Consider the following 17,385-nt stretch of genomic DNA (forward strand, 5'->3'; position numbering starts at 1 on the left):
AGCGAGAGTTTAGTGCTTCAGAGGCAAGGTCATTAATTGCTCCTGCATAAATGACATTCACAACATCCATGTTGCTAGCAACGAGTGAAGAACATAGTTATTCTACGTTTAGGCACGTTAACACAGCATCGGATGTGCTAAGACTCGCCTTTCAGGAGTGTTTTTGGCTGCCTACTTCGTCGTTGAATAGATTCACAAGGGAACACCATTCCATCACCTATTCAGCTTGAATTAGTTTGCCAAAAATAACTCTGAGTAGATCACTTTCTTATACTGATTGGTATTAAATAATAGGGAAGAGGCAGCTCCTCTTCCTTATGTTCTAGTCACCTCCTCCCCACTGAAGCTGGTTTTTAACCGCTCGCTTCCCCCAAAATTTCCATGCATAATCTCTCCATAAAAACTTATTGATCAAGAAAGCTAAGAGAACATTTGTGGAATTATTAAGAATTGATTGTTTAGGCAAAGAGCTGCGATTAGAAGGCTCTATGGCGGGCTGGCAACAGCTTTTTTGGGGAGACACCTTAGTCTCGGTCAAACAGGCTTCTGCGGATAATGAGGGGCTAAAAACTCATGAGTTTGAACTCGCCGCACAGGCTAATCCTGTCAGCACAGATCCGAAAACAAGTAGTGAACAGGCTGTGGTCAGCCAGGCTATAACGATAAGTCTTGAAATCGATCTTACTTGGCAACCATTTAACTTAGATTATCGCTTGATAAAAGATGAACAGGTCATCAATAGCGGCACTCGAAGCACTAAAGATATCGAGCGGCAGGTACCGATCAAACCTATCGAGGCACAGCGAAAGCTCAGTGTGGTCGGTTTAGCTTCCTTGGGATTCAAGCTGCTAAAAAGCGCTAAAGTCATCAAGGTCGTTTTAGCCGGTGCTAGTGTAGCCGCATACTCCTGGTTATTCTCCTTCCAGTTTGCTCTAGCCTTGATCGCTTGTCTGGTCTTTCACGAATATGGCCACATCAGAGCCATGAAACATTTCGGCATGAAAACCAAAGGCATCTACCTGATCCCGTTTATGGGAGGACTTGCACTCAGCGATGAGAAGATCAATACCCGTTGGCAAGACGTAGTGATATCTATTATGGGGCCAACATTCGGCCTGATCATGTCCATCATGGCTTTGGTAGCCTATTGGTTAACTGGTAACGTATTTTTCGCCGGCCTGGCCGCCTTTAACGCCCTTTTAAACCTATTTAACCTGTTACCTATACTCCCACTCGATGGTGGACACATATTAAAAAGCATCAGCTTTTCGATGAACAGCGTCTTGGGTCTAGCCACCTGTATTGCCGGAGCAGCTGTGGGCGTTTACTTGAGCTACACCTTAGGTCTTGCACTATTGGGATTTCTGCTACTTATAGGCAGTTTAGAAATAGTATTCGAGTGGAAGACACGTCATCAGAGTCACTTGTTACCTCTAGACAGGTATGGACAGGTATTCTCAACTATTTGGTACTTTTTCACCGTTGGGGCACTCATAGCCATTATCTGGTATCTAGCTGGTTCGGGAGACGACATGTTGGGCTTACCACTGAAAATATTACAGAGCTAGAACACGATTGAATACAGGTATCAATAGGGAGACTTGGCCTCCCTATTTCTTGTCTGGAAGAAATGAGCAGACTAAAATTCAGACATAAAAAAACCTGCGCTAGGCAGGCTTCTCTATTTAATTGGTACCGGAGGACGGACTTGAACCGTCACGCTCGAAAGCAACGGATTTTGAATCCGTCGTGTCTACCAATTCCACCACACCGGCTTAATCAAATAGACTAACTAAAATCGTTTAAGACCTCAGTAAGTGACGGGCATTATACCTTTGAGACGACTAATGGCAAGCCTTTAAAATCAGAAAATAACTGACCGAACAATTTTCACTCTTATCCCAGTATTTATTCATCAGATAACTTACTATCAGATTAAATAGTACATATCTATCGTCCTCCACTATGCCTCCCCACTGACAACTAAATAAGCAAAAGTAGATGAACCCCATAGTTTTAACAATATCAACGCAATTTAATAATGATTCGGAGCGATTATTGATCGAGATCAGCAAGCTGATATCAAAACCAGATTAGGTTAGGGGTATGCAATAAAATGAATTTTTGAAAGAGGATTTCACTATGGCTTTTTGGTTAGATTTGATGTTTGGAAACCCAATCGGGCTGATGTCAATGATCGTTATTTTCTGCACCATAAGTATCATGGGATATCTTATGTGGATGTTTATTCAGAAGTCTAAGCCAGAATAAGCAAGTTTTCGATGAAGTTGCACCTTAAACAGGTGCAACTTCTAATGCAATGGGGGCATATTGCCCCCTATTTTTTACCCTAAAATCAAAAATATTGCGAAGCCTAAACCTGACAGGCTATTAAGCGGCGTGCTTTCTTGGGCCCACCACATTATTAGCAAAGGTTGGTCTGGCTTTAATCAAGTTTTGCATCTCTTCTTGGCTGGGCTCTCCAACCGGCAATCTTAACACTTGTCGATTCAGGTAAATCCTTGCACGCATAGAAATTTTGTAATCTGCTGTAGACCCTTGTATAGCATAGTTTTTCTGATTACCTAATAGCTCAATGATGTTCGCCGCCAGCAGACTTTTAACCGCTGGCTCATTTTGTGGCAGGGTCAAGATAGTCTCCCCCTGAAGAAAAAACTCACGCAACAGAGCCCGTTCAGTCGGATCTAAAAGCCTCACTTTCTCCTCGATTATTTCAATAGTCCGTTTTGATCTTAACGCACCGATGGCCTCATCTAAGAAATAGTTCACCACTTGAGTAATCAGGTAAGCGATGCCAATAATGAAGCCTAATCCAATGAAAGGAGAGTTAGCACTGACAACAGTTTCTAAGTTAACTGACGTCAAAATTCCTACAGGTACAAATAGCAAGGCCCCACTCACGATAGCCAACCAAAGCATAGAGCTGAAAATCAACTGCTTAGGGACCGATGGCTTAAATATCTGTGTCTTTATTTTCTGCATAAGAATACCTAGTGTCAAAAACCTGTACTTAAGTAAATTAAAAGCAAAATTAATGCCACTAATTTACTAAAAATATAGATTGCCAATAAATAGGATTTTTTGTTAATTTTTAAGCCACTAAGTCACTCAATTGGTAATTGTCAGACTATGCTTATGGAGGGATGCTTACTTTGACACAGTTCGAAGGCGAAAGTGAGCAAGTCTGACTTAGTTTTCAATGCTCAAGAAAAGGGTCCATGCATACTTTTACTAGCAGATTAATCAAAAGCCAGATAGGCCGAAAATTAACAATATCTATCATTTTATTTAGTTCATTAATCACCTTGATCACCACAGGTTTTCAACTGGTCAATGACTATAAAGGCGATGTCGATCGTATAACTCGACAATTTACCAGTATCGAAAAAGTTAACTTAGACGTGCTGGCGGCAAGCATCTGGGTAATAGATGAAAGATTAATAAACACTCAACTTAATGGCTTGATTCAGCTCCCCGACATCACCTATATTTCAATCAATGATGATAGCGGTCAAGTCTGGATCTCAGGTACACCGACACCTGAAAACACCATAGAAAAAACCTTCGAGCTCTTCTATAGCTCTGGCAACGACAGCATTCCTGTCGGCACCTTATTGGTTCAAGCAGACCTAAAAGCCGTTTACGATAAACTGCTGGACAGAGCCATCATCATTTTACTCTCCAACGCCATAAAGACATTTATAGTCGCAGGTTTTATACTTTTTCTTGTGTGGTTCATGGTCGCTAGACACTTACATCAGCTCAGCCAGTATTGTAAACGATTAGATCTAGATAGCCCTTTTGAGCCGCTAAAATTCGATCAAAACAATAAGAAAGGAGACGAGTTCCATCAAGTATCATTAGCAATAAATACCATGCAACAACAGTTAAGAACCTCATTTTCCGACATCAAGAAATCGAAACAGGAACTGCAGGATGCGTTAACCGACAGAGAAAGATTATTAGCCTTAGAAACCAGTTACAAAGAGGAACTGGCGAGACAAGTAAAGGAAAGAACTCAAGAACTAGAACAATCTCTCTTAGTATTAAAGCGAGCTCAGGAAGTGTTAGTCGAACAGGAAAAAATGGCAGCATTAGGAGGTCTAGTCTCTGGGGTAGCCCACGAAATTAATACCCCGATAGGGATCTGTTTAACAGCCGCTACCTCTCAGCTTGTTCATATCGAAGAGTTGCTGCTACTTATTCATGGTGAGACCACCACCTTAGAGGAGATCAACGCAATATTAGAAGAGTACCAGGAGAGTTGTGAGTTAATAGTCAGTAATATCACTAAGGCTAGCACCTTAATACAGAAATTTAAGACAGTAGCAGCCCAGCAGAGTCAGGAAGAATTAAAGACGTTCAATCTGAAGCAGGCACTCATAGATAGTCATGAGTCCATGAAGATCCTCTTCGATAAACAACAGGTAGAAGTGCAATTTGATCTCGCCCCGGAATTAGAGATAACAACTAACCTGAGTCTACTTAAGCAGATCACCACCAACATTCTCTCCAACGCATACTCCCATGCATTTAAGAAGGTAGATAAAAGCATCATTATAATCAGGGCGAAGTTAGCCGATAATATTATCAATATCTCGATACAAGACAATGGTTCAGGGATATCTACCGATGCAGCAACTCATATTTTCGAACCCTTCTATACAACTTCGCGTAACGAAGGCGGTACAGGGCTTGGACTATCAGCCGCTTATAATGCCGCTATCTTGCTAAAAGGAAACATCAAGTTTGAGGCTGAGTGCGAACTCGGTGGCGCTTGCTTCCTGATCTCTTTCCCGATGGGGCAAAATTTAAAAGATGATGAACAGAGGGGACATACCTCCGAATCGGTTAGCTAAATCAGTTCTAGGAGGGATTACTCGCCTTGCTCGCAAGCTTTTTCAATACTCTGCTTGCGGCGACAAAGCCAAAAGTTCCGGTGACAACTGTCACTGCACCGAAGCCTGAAGCGCAGTCCATACGCATGCTACCATCAACATTTGCCTTACTGCTACAAACACTACCATCAGCCTGAGGGTAAACCAATTGCTCAGTAGAAAACACGGCTTCGATACTGAATCGACGTTGTAAATTTTTAGAAAAATTATACTCACGCCTCAGTAAATTACGTACTTTAGCTAACAATGGATCTTGATACGTCTTGGCAAGATCAATCACTTGAACTTGCGTTGGATCAACTTGCCCTCCAGCACCACCTACGGTCACTAAAGGCAGTTTTTGTCGCTTGCACCAAGCTATCATCGCCGCTTTCGGCTTAACAGCATCAATACAATCGACAACATAATCTAAAACATTAGTTTGGTCTTCTTTGGCGTACTTCTTACCGATAAAATATTCACCAAGATTATCTGTAGTGATGAAATCCTCGACCTGATTCACCTTACACTCAGGGTTTATCTGCAGAATACGTTGAGCCATGACTTCAACTTTGGACTCGCCTATTGTCTGTTTTAAGGCATGGATTTGACGATTGGTATTGGTTACGCAAATATCGTCAAGATCGATAAGTGTAATTTCACCTATGCCACTCCTGGCCAATGACTCCGCAACCCAAGTGCCAACACCACCTATACCAACTACAGCAACATGGGATTGAGAAAATAGCGTTAATGCCTTCTGACCGTATAGACGACCAATACCGGCAAATCGATTAAGATACGCTTCTGAAAGCACTTGATTATCCAACGAAATCTCCAAACAAAAATAAATGATAGCGCGCAAATTTAGGCAACATAATTTCTCCCAGTCCCACTCACCCCATTCAATCCTACTCAGATAGTATAGTGTTGAAACTAAAGTATTCGCGCCGCATACACATGAGCGGGCAGATATTATCTCATTTGATAAATAAAGACTAAAATTTCCAATCTTATTTCCAGTGCCTGTTTTGGAAGTAAAGTGTAAAAACAGACACACTAGTTAATAGCGCTCATCAATTATTACGCTTCAGACAAAAGCTATGCACCCTTTGTTGAAAAGTTAATGAATTAACAAAAATACCTTGTAAAATAAGGTGATACAGACAGAAAGACTTCTACCAAGTGTGACCGACATCTCATAGGTTAGTTCAATATTTATGACAAACTCGACTCGACATATACAAATTTACAGCATCAAGCTTAACCGTATTGTCGCCCCTATAAGTTTTGAATCTAGACCCTAATGACATGCTCATCAACTCTCTGGTTGATGATAAAACTAGCAACAGGAAAACCCAAATGAAAAAACTGTTCTGTCCGCCACCATTTTATCGACTCTAGCGATCACCTCTTTCTCAGCACTTGCAGAAGGCCCAAATTTTTACGGTCGTGCCGATCTTGCTTTTACTAATTCTGACACAGGTATTGCAACTCAAAATCAGAAAGATGGCACCATTATTGAGAATAACTTCTCTTGGTTAGGGGTTAAAGGTACAGAGAAAATCAATGATGACCTGGAAATTATCTATCAGATGGAATTTGGAGTCAGTAACTTCGATAATTCAGGTGACACCTTCGCGGCTCGTAATACCTTCTTAGGTGTGAGAACTGTCGCTGGTACAGCATTAATCGGTCGTAATGATACGGTATTTAAAGCATCTGAAGGTGGCTTCGACCTCTTCGGTAACACCAACTCAGATATCGATCTTCTGGCTGCGGGACAGTCTCGTACAGCCGATGGTATCACTTATTATTCACCTAAGATTGCCGATCTGGTGACACTAAACGCTACATACCTTGTTGAAGATAACTATGTGACTTACAAGGGTGAAGAACGTATTGCACCTGATAACATGTATGCCTTAAGTGCCACCATAGGCGACAAAGCACTAAAAGCACAGAACTACTATGTTGCAGCGGCATATAATGACGGCATAGATGACGTTAAAGCGTACCGAGGCGTCGCCCAAGTTAGATTTGGTGATGTGATCTTAGGTGGCTTCTACCAAAACAGCGAAAGCCTAGATAATGATCTTTCTAATCTGGAAGGCGACACTTACTTTGTGAATGCCGCTTACGTGATTGGTAATCTTAAACTAAAAGCCATGTATGGTAATGATAACTCGGGTCTGGGTAAATTTGTCAGCCGATCTGTTGGTGAAGGTAACTTAGACAAGGTTTCAGATGTCGATCTACAGCAGCTCAGTGTCGGTGCCGACTATCGTCTAAGCAAGAGTACATTGGTCTATGGTCACTACACTAAATACGATGGTGATCTAAAGCTAAATAGCACTGCAACACACGAGCTAAGCGATGAGCTATTCACCATAGGTGTCCGCTTCGACTTCTAACCCTAGTCCGGAGCATTTAATCTCTGCCCAAAATATTATCTCCAAGAGAGGCGACTTTTAAAATCGCCTTTTTACCTAAACTAGCGATACATGCCCCATGTCCCTAGTGAAATACCATTTTCCTTAGCCATTCTGGGATCTGTAAATAACTCCCCCTAGTACAATCGCTTATTTTTTCAACATTTTAACGACAAGGTTTTTCATTTATGTTAAAACTTTAGCTTTAACTTATATAGCTAAAACTAAAGCTAATTTGAAACGTGCAACACACATTCACAGGAGGTGATATTGCTATATTTTCAGTGTTTGATCTAAACACAGGCTAAAGGTCAAAATTGTCAAAAATTATTGTTGGACTAAGCCTCTGACAGTAAAACTTTGATCTAGCCCACAATCTTATCGACATAAAACTGTAAAATTCGGCCTCATGTTTGCTACAAGGATGGATCCTTGCAGCAAGAATAATAAACCATAAATAACCATTATAAAATGGAAAAGAACTTAGGTTCTTGGGAGCACTTAAACATGAAAAAAACGCTAATCTCTGCATCTGTTGCATCGGTTTTGACTCTGGCTTCATTCGGCGCGCTAGCCGATGGACCTAACTTCTACGGTCGTTTAGATCTATCTGTGACTAATTCAGATACAGGCGCAACCACCCAAGAAGGTAAAGAAGGCACAGTACTAGAAACTAACTTCTCACACGTTGGTGTTAAAGGTAGCGAGACTCTTGCCAAAGGTTACGACATCATCTATCAGATGGAGTTCCAGGTTGAGAACACTTCTACCAATTCAGATGTATTTAAGGCCCGTAACACTTTCCTAGGCCTTAGAACCAATGGCGGTACCGTACTCGTCGGTCGTAACGACTCGGTCTTCAAGCAATCTGAAGGTGGAGTCGATCTATTCGGTAACAGCAACGCAGATATCGACCGCTTAATCGGTGGTCAGATCCGTGCAGCAGATGGTATCTGGTACTACTCTCCAAAAATCGCCGGCCTAGTCACGCTTAATGCGACATATCTGATGGAAGATAACTACACCAACGATGCAAACAAGATTTCTTACGAAGACCAGTATGCACTAAGTGCGACTATCGGCGACAAGAAGCTAAAAGCACAGAGCTATTATGCAGCTATAGCCTATAACACTATCGGCGGTATCGATGCATACCGTGCTGTAGGACAAGTTAAGCTAGGTGACTTCAAGTTGGGCGGCCTGTTCCAAAACACAGAAAGCCAGACAGATCCGGATCAAGAAGGTAACTCTTACTTCGTCAACGTATCTTACAACCTAAACGGCGTTAACCTTAAAGCTGAATACGGAAAAGATGACGCTGGTTTCGGTAAATACTACAAGAACATCACTGATATCGAAGGTACTGATTCAAACGTTCAAGTGATCACTATCGGTGCCGACTACAAGGTGGCTAAATCGACTCTGGTATATGGCCACTACGCTATGTACGAAGGCGACCATAAAGTTGGTGGCATGAAAATCGATCTAGAAGACGACAACATCTTCACCGTCGGTGTACGTTACAACTTCTAATTTCGCTTCGCGAATTTAGCCATAAAAAAGCGACCATATGGTCGCTTTTTTGCCTTAGAAAAAGAGATAATTAAGAGTACGGCTAGGAAGTCATCTCAGAGAACGCAGCCAAGCGACATACGGAACGCGGCAAAGCTGCTGCGAGAAAAAACTTTTGATCTTCTCTCGCAGCCAACTTGTTGGCGTTCTCGAAGTGAGTCAGAGAACGTACTCGTAGCGAAGCGTTCTCCCCCCTAAAATCTAAGATCTTCTTTTGAGCTTATAAACCGACTCAGTCAGCCAAGGTACGCCTTTATTCACAAACCTTTGATTATCCGCCAGAGCATCATCACAACTGAGTTTCTCTATCTCGAATAAATCAGACATATTTGCCATCACCCAATCGTTAGACACGGAAAATGGCGGGCCTTTTAGCGCCTCTTGAGGGTAATCTAAGGTGATCAACAAGCCGACACTCTTAGGCGGTATCAGTGCAGAAATCTTCTCTACATAGGCGAGGCGCATAGACTCGGGCCAAGCGATTAATGCCGCGCGATCATAAAATGCATTGATTTCGGTAAACTGCTCGGGGTCTAAGGTAAATAAATCCCCCTGTAATATGGTCACCTGCTCGGTGGTGAACTTATTCATCCGGCCTAATTTTTCGACTTGATGAGACAAGTTATTTTCAGAGAAAAACTGCTCAACCGCCTTTTGACTCAACTCACAACCCAGTACATTGTGACCTTGCTCGGCTAAGTAACACATATCGAGAGACTTACCACACAGGGGAACAAACACATTGATATCACTGCCTGAGCTGACACTATTTAACGCTAATTCAGGCCAATATTTTATTAATAATGCATTGACCTCACCCAAGTGAAAACCGAGATGCTTTGCATCCCACTTATTATGCCAAAAACCGGGTTCCATATTGCCGTCCTATATAACTGGTATTAATCAGCTTCAACCCGGTACGAGTCATACCAATCTGTATAAGAACTCGAGGTTGAAGAGCCAGAACTATCTTTGGTCGATACTCTAATAGGAACACAGCTTGTATGTAAAGCTTGGCTTCAGGCTTGGTCGTAAAAATAGAAAATAGTAAAAGAAGTGAGACTAAAACAATAATCTGAGTCAATCTTCAAAGATTGGCTCAGATTAATCTATCGCCAAGAGCTTTTGTGTCTGCCTTAGCCAAGAACAATTATCACATTCGCAGTTTCTTCTGGATAGGTGGTGGGGTGTGAGATTAGAGTCAATAAAGTCGACGGCGATAAGCAGTTGCTGCTTAATTTCTTTCACCGACTTTTGTTCAACCGCGACCAGCTCATCATTATGGTTCATCCAAGTGCACTCCATGCCTTGATGACAGTTTAAACATTGCTCATCGCTGGTATTAAAAAATCCAGCATGGGGGCAGGAGTTCAGTTCCATAGATTGTAGGATGCGTTTTCTAGGAAATTCCAGTAATTCAATTAATCGGGCCTTAACCATCTCCGGCATATACCCTCCTCTTCAATGATGCCTTGCTGCAAGGCTTGAGACTATGTGCTAATGCAACAGATTCGTCGGCAGTTAAGCACTTTATTAATTAAAGATTACATCCCAAGGTTTAAAGCTGAATTGATTTAGGTCAATAACAGCCCCGAAAAAATGCCATAGGAGGAAAAACCTATCTTAAGAAGCTAACTCTATAAAGGATCTCAACAACAGTTTTAAGCTAGTTACTTAAGATGCATATTGAAAAACCTATTTCATAGATTAACCAGCTGATAGCTATGAGCCTCACACTTTGTATTTCCAGATCGTTTGGGTATAGACTGACTCTCGATCTTACTTCAGCGAATGAGCGTTATTTTTCTCAATGGCCACATCAAAACAGACGACTCCTAAACCCACTCCGCAGCTGCAGCACTTCTATATATCAGAAGAGCAATCCATTTATTTGCTCAAGGCAAACGACGCCAGAAAGCACAGAGCCTGGATAAGATTATGTAAACAGCAGTTAGGAAAGTTGGGCTATGTCGGTTTAGAGCTAGTGGGTAAAGGTGCCTATGGTTTCGTATTTGCTGGGATTAACCCCCAAGGTGAATCTCATGTTTTTAAATTTTCTCGGGTCACCTTGCCCCAAAATGTGCAAGACAGGTTGGAAGAAGAGGCCTTCATGCTGGCTCAGGTCAAGCATCCTAATGTCCCACCAGCCATCAAGTTTGCCCATTCCGGTAAGCAAGGAATATTAGTCATGGCTAGGGCTCCTGGAGAAGATCTGGAACAGCTCTGCCTCAAACGCGGCGCATTACCCGCTCACATGGTAATGAGCATTGCCCGGCAACTTGCCCATATACTTCAGTATCTTCACCATGGACGCCCCTTAGTTCACGGTGATATCAAGCCTTCAAACTTAGTCTATGATGTTAAAAATAATCACCTCTCCCTCATAGATTGGGGCTCGGCCGTATTCGCCCAACGGGATGCTCAAGGGAACCCGGTCAATGGTAACGTCATGGACCTGCTCTCAAGTGATCATCAGCATACCAACGCCAGAATGGGCGATGTCTATTTTATCGGTGAGGAACAACTAAACGGTGCACTATCCAGCACTCGCTTCGATGAACAAGGCGTGGCAGCGACCCTCTATGCTATCGCATCAGGACAATCCAGCCGCTTTGGCAGCAAGGTCATTAAAGCCACTTCAATTGGCCTGCCGGTAGAACTGGCCAGAACCTTAGACGGCATGCTCAGTGATGAACCAGAGCAACGTAAGCGTGCCGGTGATTACTTCCTCAAGAGTATGCTGCACAGCCATAGACTGCACCTACCAGATATCCCTATGCCTGCATTAATTGAAGAGATACCTATCTGGGAACTCTCCCAGGACCGAGATGTAGAAACAGTGATTTATAGCTCTAGGAAGTCATTCCTTAAGGAGCACAACACCGAAGAGCCCATTGAGAAGATGGACGATCTACAATTGGAAAAGTATTACCGTAACTTTATGGCGGGCATGGGAGACACAGAGAAAGGCTTTATCGCTGCGGTAGGCCGAATAAGTCAATATTCAATAGTCGGTGGCTTAGCTGTTCATTGGCGAGAAACCGGCATTTTTGTTGACTCAAACCTGGCACTTTACAACGTCCATGAGAAAGAGGCGCTGACCTTAGCCGTTAATAACATGGTGACCCTAGCCAGAGGCATCCGACGCATAGGTGTTTTCAAGGCGTGTTTCTTCAATGCCCGTGACACACTTCATCTGGAACGGGACAACACCAACACACCGTTTGATATCGACTCTGAACAGCAACTGCCATTCGAGGTCGGCAGCGCTCCATCACAGGAAGATAAGTCTCGCCTACACTCTTATTTCGAAGATGGCCGAGATCCGGACGAAAACCTTGAGCTACCACCTGAAATCATGACCGAACTGGCCTGGATAAATAAGATCCACCACACAGGCTGCATCATCTTCGAGGTGTTACCTAATCACATGAAAATTCACAGTTACCTCAGATTGCTCAATCCCAGGAAACAGGCGGCATTTCGCGCCAGTTTAAACCGAATATTGAGTCATGTAGGTAAGATTCAGGGGAAAGGGGTATCAGGCTTTATGAAGCTTCCCTACAAGAATACGCGCAAATTTAGCCATATAAATTGCAGGGAAGAGTATTTTTATCCGAAAAATCCGAAAATCAGTTCCTAGAGTACTAGGGGCTAGTTCCTAGGGTTTTGGTCTTCCTTATTGTCTTCTTTACCATCGTGGATCTGATGACTCTCGGGACGCTTATCACTGGGATCAGCTTTATGTTCAAAATCCCCATCGAATGTGTCTCCACCTTCGGGGTTGTTGCCCTCATTAGGACCTTGACCATAATTTCCGAATGGATTACCGCCCTGATGGCTTCCATTCGAGCTACCTGGTCCAAATCCAGCTTGAAATCCACCATTGGCGGCAACCTTTACCTGCATACGCTTATATAAAAAGCCCGCAACGGGAATACGGGTGAAAGGGGTTAAGAGCAGTAAACCAATAAAATCGGTAACAAATCCAGGGATCAATAGCAGTAAACCCGCTACCGCCAACATCATACCTTCGACGATTTCTTGCCCGGGAGCCTCACCGCGAGATAGCTTCTGTTGCACCTGCATTAATGTACTGATCCCTTGACTACGAACCAAAGATACACCAACGATAGCAGTTAAGAAGACCAAGCCTACGGTAGTCCAGCTACCTAAGGATTCGCCTACACTGATCAGGACATTCAGTTCAATGACCGGCACCAGTACGAAAATAATTAATAAAAGAAAAAACACACTGACCTCACAGATACTGACGATGAATAAACATTTTTTTACCCACTATGAAACCTAAATGGGGGTATACGGGTCTATTTTCAAGTAAGACTTAAATAAGACATTGGGAGAACCATGGCAAATAGCGAGCTATTCGCTCACCAATAAAATTGGCAAATAAACTTCCGAGCATTGAATATGAGTATGAGTCAATTTGCAATGGCCTTGAAGTGTTCAAACCAGCTAAAGCTCACTATTTTAACAATGCCATAATGCAAGCACGCCTTAAAAAACGTAAAGTATGACGTATAAGCGGTTGAAACACGTTAGAGTACGACGTTTTACTGAGTACTATTGGGCTTTATTGGGTTTGAACACACTCAAATCACTAATGTTCCTTAAACCAGTTTTAATTTCCGATGGGAGAGTCACTCAAAGATGCAAGATGATTTCTGTTAGTCATGACCACATGTCCTACTCAAGAATCAGCTAATCACACTTCCGATCACTGGAGGCTTACCAGCTTACTTAGATTGGATACGTGAAACTTGATACTATGTGCAGACTCGAAGTTCCTCTATTGGATCACCGAATGTTCAGCCCAAATTAACCGTCTGTTTTAAATGGAACAATAAGCCACGCAACCATGAAAAAATTAGTCACCTTAGCTATTTCATTAGTGTTTACCTCCTTACTGCTGTTAACGCCGTTAGCGCACAGCGAAGGGATTTTTAGCAGCAATAAATTCGACTTCCTCAAAGATGAGCCTAAGTTGATGCCTGTGGATGAAGCCTTCGTCTTCGATTTCAGTCAAGAAGGCAATCGACTCAAGGTAAGCTGGGTCATTGCCGACGGCTATTACATGTATCGCGACAAACTCAAGTTTGAAGCCGATGGTGCAACATTAGGTGAGATGTCGATTCCACGGGGAAAAGATCACACAGATGACTATTTTGGCAAGCAAGAAGTCTATTATTCTTATGTCGAGATCCCCATCGCTATCGGAGAAGCTAGCGAAGGCAGCTCTGTTAACGTCACCTTTATGGGGTGTGCCGAAGGTAAACTATGTTTCCCTCCGACCAAGAAAGCCGCCTTACTCAGTGAGATCAAAGCCAATGATGGCTTACTCAATGATGGGCTTCCCACAGGAGAAAAGCTTGCTAATACGCAATCTAATCCTGACTCATTAGGCTCCCGGGCTCCAATTACCCAACAAGATAGCCTGAGTCAGATGCTGTCTGGCGACAGCCTAATCTGGACCTTAGTGATCTTCTTCGGCTTAGGTATAGGCTTGGCACTCACACCTTGTGTCTTCCCCATGTACCCCATCCTATCCGGGATTATAGTCGGCCAAGGCAAGAAACTGTCTACCGCTAAAGCGTTCAGCCTGTCGATGGTTTATGTACAGGGTATGGCGATCACCTACTCATTAGTTGGCTTGGTAGTAGCCTCTGCGGGTATGAAGTATCAGGCCGCGTTACAGCACCCCGCAGTACTGATAGTGCTGGCAATTTTATTCTTCGTACTCAGCTTGTCTATGTTTGGCCTCTATGAGTTAAGACTCCCCTCCAAGTGGCAGGAGAAGATGAACAACTTCTCCAATAACCAAAAAGGCGGCAATGTGATTGGCGTCTTCATGATGGGGGTGATTTCGGGCCTGGTAGCCTCACCTTGTACTACCGCTCCACTATCTGGCGCCCTTATCTATGTCGCCCAGACAGGTGACCTGCTACAGGGATTCCTTGCGCTCTACGTGCTAAGTATGGGCATGGGCTTACCTCTGCTGATCATAGGCACTTCAGGTGGTAAGTTACTGCCTAGAGCCGGCAGTTGGATGGATGTGATCAAGACTATATTTGGCTTCTTGCTTATCGCCGTATCTATCGTGATGATTGGCCGGATTTGGCCTGGACTGATCTCAGATATCTTCTGGTCTATCTGGGCTGTTACCTTAGTGGGCTACTTGATGCATCAAAACAAGCTCACCGAGTTTAATTGGAAGCAGACAGCCCGCTCCGTTCTGTTGACCTTGATGCTACTAGCCAGCTTCTCCTACGGTTTTCAGGCTGTGATGACTCATTTAGGTCATCAAGTCCCTGGAATATCGGCGGTCTCAGAGCAGCACATATCTCATAAGCGCATCAAGTCATTGGATGACTTGAACGCCGAAGTAGCGAAAGCCACGGCTCAAGGCAAACCAGTGATGTTAGACCTCTATGCCGATTGGTGTGTAGCCTGTAAGGAGTTTGAGGCCATCACCTTCAAAGACCCGCAGGTTCAGGCGCGTCTGGCCAACATTGTCTTCCTTCAAGCCGACGTCACTAAAAATGATGATATCGATATCGAGCTGCTGGAGCACTATGATGTGTTAGGGCTACCGACACTCTTGATGTTCGATGCATCTGGCCAGAGCCGAGACGACTTAAGAGTCACAGGCTTTATGAAGCCTGCGAAGTTTGCACAACATTTAGATATACTTCTGAGTCAGTGATACAGAACCTAGGTTCTAGATCTTAGAATCTAGGTTCTTCTCCTCCTCAGCCATAATATTCATTTAAACTTCACCGAATTCTTATACAATAAGAGGTAGTTAACTCAAACCAATTCAGGAGCATCATGGAACCCGCCATACTCATTATTACTCTAGCCTGTGGCATGCTCGTCAGTCGTGTAGGACTACCACCACTCATTGGCTACCTTGTCGCGGGATTTGTGTTATTTCTGTTTGGCATAGATGAGTCCAGTCTACCCTTGCTCGAGCAGCTCGCCGAGTTAGGTGTCACCCTGTTGCTCTTCGCCATCGGCCTCAAGTTAGACATCAAGAGCCTGTTTAAGGCCGAGGTGTGGGCAGGTTCGAGCCTACACATGATTGGCTCCATGCTCTTTTTCATCCCATTACTCAAACTACTAGGCTTCATAGGCCTAGATCAACTCACGGATTTAGATTTAAATCAGCTAGCCCTGCTAGCCTTTGCCTTAAGCTTCTCCAGTACCATTTTCGCCGTAAAAGTGCTGGAAGATAAGGGTGACATGCAGTCCCTCTATGGCCGTGTAGCCATAGGTATTCTCATCATGCAGGATATCTTCGCTGTCGCCTTCCTGACAATATCTAAAGGAGATATCCCCTCGGTATGGGCTTTTGGCTTACTCCTACTTCCCTTCGCTAAGCCGCTTATATACAAGGTGTTCGATCGTGTCGGTCATGGAGAGCTTCTGGTGTTGTTTGGCCTAGTCATGGCTCTGGTTCTCGGTGGTTGGCTCTTTGAAACTGTCGGCCTGAAACCCGACTTAGGTGCACTGATCATAGGAATCTTACTCGCGGGTCACCCTAAATCTTCTGAACTAGCCAAGTCTCTGTTTTATTTCAAGGAGCTCTTCCTGGTCGCCTTCTTCCTGACCGTAGGTCTCAACGGCCTGCCTAGCTTCTCGGACATAGGTCTGGCGACCATCTTAGTGTTAGTTATCCCATTGAAGATCGGCTTGTTCCTCTATCTACTGACCCGTTTCAAACTGAGATCCCGCACCTCACTCATGACCTCATTTAACTTAGGCAACTATAGTGAGTTTGGTCTTATTGTTGCAGCCGTTGCAACTACCAAAGGTTGGTTACCGTCTCAGTGGCTAGTGATCTTAGCCGTAGCCCTGAGTATTAGCTTCCTGTTTGCCGCGCCTTTAAATGCAATTTCCAGTCGCCTATATCAGAAATACCAAGGTAAATTACAGAAGCTTGAAAAGCATCCTTTGCACCCTGAAGATCGCCAGATCCCAGTTGGTAATCCACGCTTTTTAATCTTAGGGATGGGGCGAATAGGCAGCGGTGCATACGATGAACTCAGCGCTAAGTTCGATGGCGAGATCTTAGGCATAGAACACAAACAGGATCTGGTCGACTATCATAAAGGCCAGAGGCGCCATGTAGTTCAGGGAGATGCCTCAGATACCGATTTTTGGGAAAAACTCGAATATGCTCCTAACCTTGAACTGGTATTGCTGGCCATGCCCCATCATATAGGTAACTTATTTGCCGCCGAACAACTACGCAGGCTAGATTACAAGGGAAAACTCAGTGCTATCGTTCAATATACTGAAGATGCAGAATCTTTAAAGGAGTCTGGAGTCCACAGTATCTACAATTTATATGAAGCAGCTGGTGCCGGTTTTGTCGATCATGTGGTCAATGACTTGCTGCCAGAATCCCATGTGGCCTTATCTAACGCCGAAGAGATAAAGAACAAAGGGTAAATGTACAC

At 43.6% G+C, this 17,385-nt stretch carries 13 protein-coding genes and 1 tRNA gene; 8 read left to right on the plus strand and 6 right to left on the minus strand.

The genetic code is table 11. From position 1 onward, the window contains the following. The first annotated feature begins 434 nt into the window (after nt 1-434). A complete protein-coding gene (locus tag sps_RS14315) occupies nt 435-1,568 on the plus strand; it encodes a site-2 protease family protein (protein ID WP_077753152.1) in 1,134 nt (377 codons plus the stop codon). 122 nt (nt 1,569-1,690) lie between these two features. Here the strand turns inward: sps_RS14315 and sps_RS14320 are convergent. Next, nucleotides 1,691-1,775, minus strand: a tRNA-Leu gene (locus tag sps_RS14320). A gap of 367 nt (nt 1,776-2,142) precedes the next feature. Here sps_RS14320 and sps_RS14325 point away from each other — a divergent pair. Beyond that, on the plus strand, nt 2,143-2,271 hold the full coding sequence (locus tag sps_RS14325; protein WP_077753153.1) for a DUF3149 domain-containing protein: 129 nt from the start codon (nt 2,143-2,145) through the stop codon (nt 2,269-2,271). Between the two features lie 120 nt (nt 2,272-2,391). On the opposite strand, the gene sps_RS14330 is transcribed toward sps_RS14325, so the two are convergent. After that, on the minus strand, nt 2,392-3,003 hold the full coding sequence (locus sps_RS14330) for a superinfection exclusion B family protein (protein ID WP_077753154.1): 612 nt from the start codon (nt 3,001-3,003) through the stop codon (nt 2,392-2,394). Between the two features lie 236 nt (nt 3,004-3,239). Between sps_RS14330 and sps_RS14335 the strand changes: the two genes are divergently transcribed. After that, nucleotides 3,240-4,880 (plus strand): sensor histidine kinase, encoded by a 1,641-nt coding sequence (locus sps_RS14335; RefSeq protein ID WP_077753155.1) that lies wholly within the window; start codon nt 3,240-3,242, stop codon nt 4,878-4,880. Between the two features lie 7 nt (nt 4,881-4,887). Here the strand turns inward: sps_RS14335 and tcdA are convergent, their stop codons facing one another. Further along, nucleotides 4,888-5,727 carry a tRNA cyclic N6-threonylcarbamoyladenosine(37) synthase TcdA gene (gene tcdA, locus sps_RS14340; protein WP_077753156.1) on the minus strand — a complete coding sequence of 280 codons (840 nt, stop codon included), beginning with the start codon at nt 5,725-5,727 and terminating at the stop codon, nt 4,888-4,890. Nucleotides 5,728-6,274: 547 nt separating this feature from the next. Here tcdA and sps_RS14345 point away from each other — a divergent pair. Together sps_RS14345 and sps_RS14350 are read left to right on the plus strand one after the other, a co-directional pair. After that, entirely contained in the window at nt 6,275-7,312 is a 1,038-nt protein-coding gene (locus sps_RS14345; RefSeq protein ID WP_077753157.1) for a porin, read from the plus strand. Nucleotides 7,313-7,837: 525 nt separating this feature from the next. Then, a complete protein-coding gene (locus sps_RS14350; RefSeq protein ID WP_077755697.1) occupies nt 7,838-8,863 on the plus strand; it encodes a porin in 1,026 nt (341 codons plus the stop codon). Between the two features lie 240 nt (nt 8,864-9,103). Here sps_RS14350 and sps_RS14355 read toward each other — a convergent pair whose 3' ends face one another. Continuing rightward, nucleotides 9,104-9,778: a thiopurine S-methyltransferase gene (locus sps_RS14355; RefSeq protein ID WP_077753158.1), complete on the minus strand. Its 675-nt coding sequence runs from the start codon at nt 9,776-9,778 to the stop codon at nt 9,104-9,106. Between the two features lie 228 nt (nt 9,779-10,006). Further along, nucleotides 10,007-10,351, minus strand: coding sequence for a hypothetical protein (locus sps_RS14360; RefSeq protein WP_077753159.1), 345 nt, complete (start codon nt 10,349-10,351; stop codon nt 10,007-10,009). 361 nt (nt 10,352-10,712) lie between these two features. Here sps_RS14360 and sps_RS14365 point away from each other — a divergent pair, with 361 nt between their 5' ends. Next, complete coding sequence (locus sps_RS14365; protein WP_077753160.1) at nt 10,713-12,545, plus strand: protein kinase domain-containing protein; 1,833 nt, start codon at nt 10,713-10,715, stop codon at nt 12,543-12,545. Between the two features lie 11 nt (nt 12,546-12,556). Here the strand turns inward: sps_RS14365 and sps_RS14370 are convergent, their stop codons facing one another. Beyond that, nucleotides 12,557-13,156 (minus strand): FxsA family protein, encoded by a 600-nt coding sequence (locus sps_RS14370; RefSeq protein ID WP_077753161.1) that lies wholly within the window; start codon nt 13,154-13,156, stop codon nt 12,557-12,559. A 625-nt stretch (nt 13,157-13,781) separates the two neighbouring features. On the opposite strand from sps_RS14370, the gene sps_RS14375 reads away from it, so the two are divergent. Together sps_RS14375 and sps_RS14380 are read left to right on the plus strand one after the other, a co-directional pair. Next, complete coding sequence (locus sps_RS14375) at nt 13,782-15,626, plus strand: protein-disulfide reductase DsbD (RefSeq protein ID WP_077753162.1); 1,845 nt, start codon at nt 13,782-13,784, stop codon at nt 15,624-15,626. Nucleotides 15,627-15,751: 125 nt separating this feature from the next. Beyond that, nucleotides 15,752-17,377: a cation:proton antiporter family protein gene (locus sps_RS14380; protein WP_077753163.1), complete on the plus strand. Its 1,626-nt coding sequence runs from the start codon at nt 15,752-15,754 to the stop codon at nt 17,375-17,377. The last annotated feature ends 8 nt before the right edge of the window (nt 17,378-17,385 follow it).

The sequence above is a fragment of the Shewanella psychrophila genome, assembly GCF_002005305.1.
Classification (GTDB): Bacteria; Pseudomonadota; Gammaproteobacteria; order Enterobacterales; family Shewanellaceae; genus Shewanella; species Shewanella psychrophila.

Coding starts and splice junctions, on each gene's coding strand:
- sps_RS14365 (WP_077753160.1), top strand. CDS start 10,713: ATGGCCACATCAAAACAGACGACTCCTAAACCCACTCCGCAGCTGCAG.
- sps_RS14350 (WP_077755697.1), top strand. CDS start 7,838: ATGAAAAAAACGCTAATCTCTGCATCTGTTGCATCGGTTTTGACTCTG.
- sps_RS14360 (WP_077753159.1), bottom strand. CDS start 10,351: ATGCCGGAGATGGTTAAGGCCCGATTAATTGAATTACTGGAATTTCCT.
- sps_RS14335 (WP_077753155.1), top strand. CDS start 3,240: ATGCATACTTTTACTAGCAGATTAATCAAAAGCCAGATAGGCCGAAAA.
- sps_RS14375 (WP_077753162.1), top strand. CDS start 13,782: ATGAAAAAATTAGTCACCTTAGCTATTTCATTAGTGTTTACCTCCTTA.
- sps_RS14355 (WP_077753158.1), bottom strand. CDS start 9,778: ATGGAACCCGGTTTTTGGCATAATAAGTGGGATGCAAAGCATCTCGGT.
- sps_RS14325 (WP_077753153.1), top strand. CDS start 2,143: ATGGCTTTTTGGTTAGATTTGATGTTTGGAAACCCAATCGGGCTGATG.
- sps_RS14330 (WP_077753154.1), bottom strand. CDS start 3,003: ATGCAGAAAATAAAGACACAGATATTTAAGCCATCGGTCCCTAAGCAG.
- sps_RS14380 (WP_077753163.1), top strand. CDS start 15,752: ATGGAACCCGCCATACTCATTATTACTCTAGCCTGTGGCATGCTCGTC.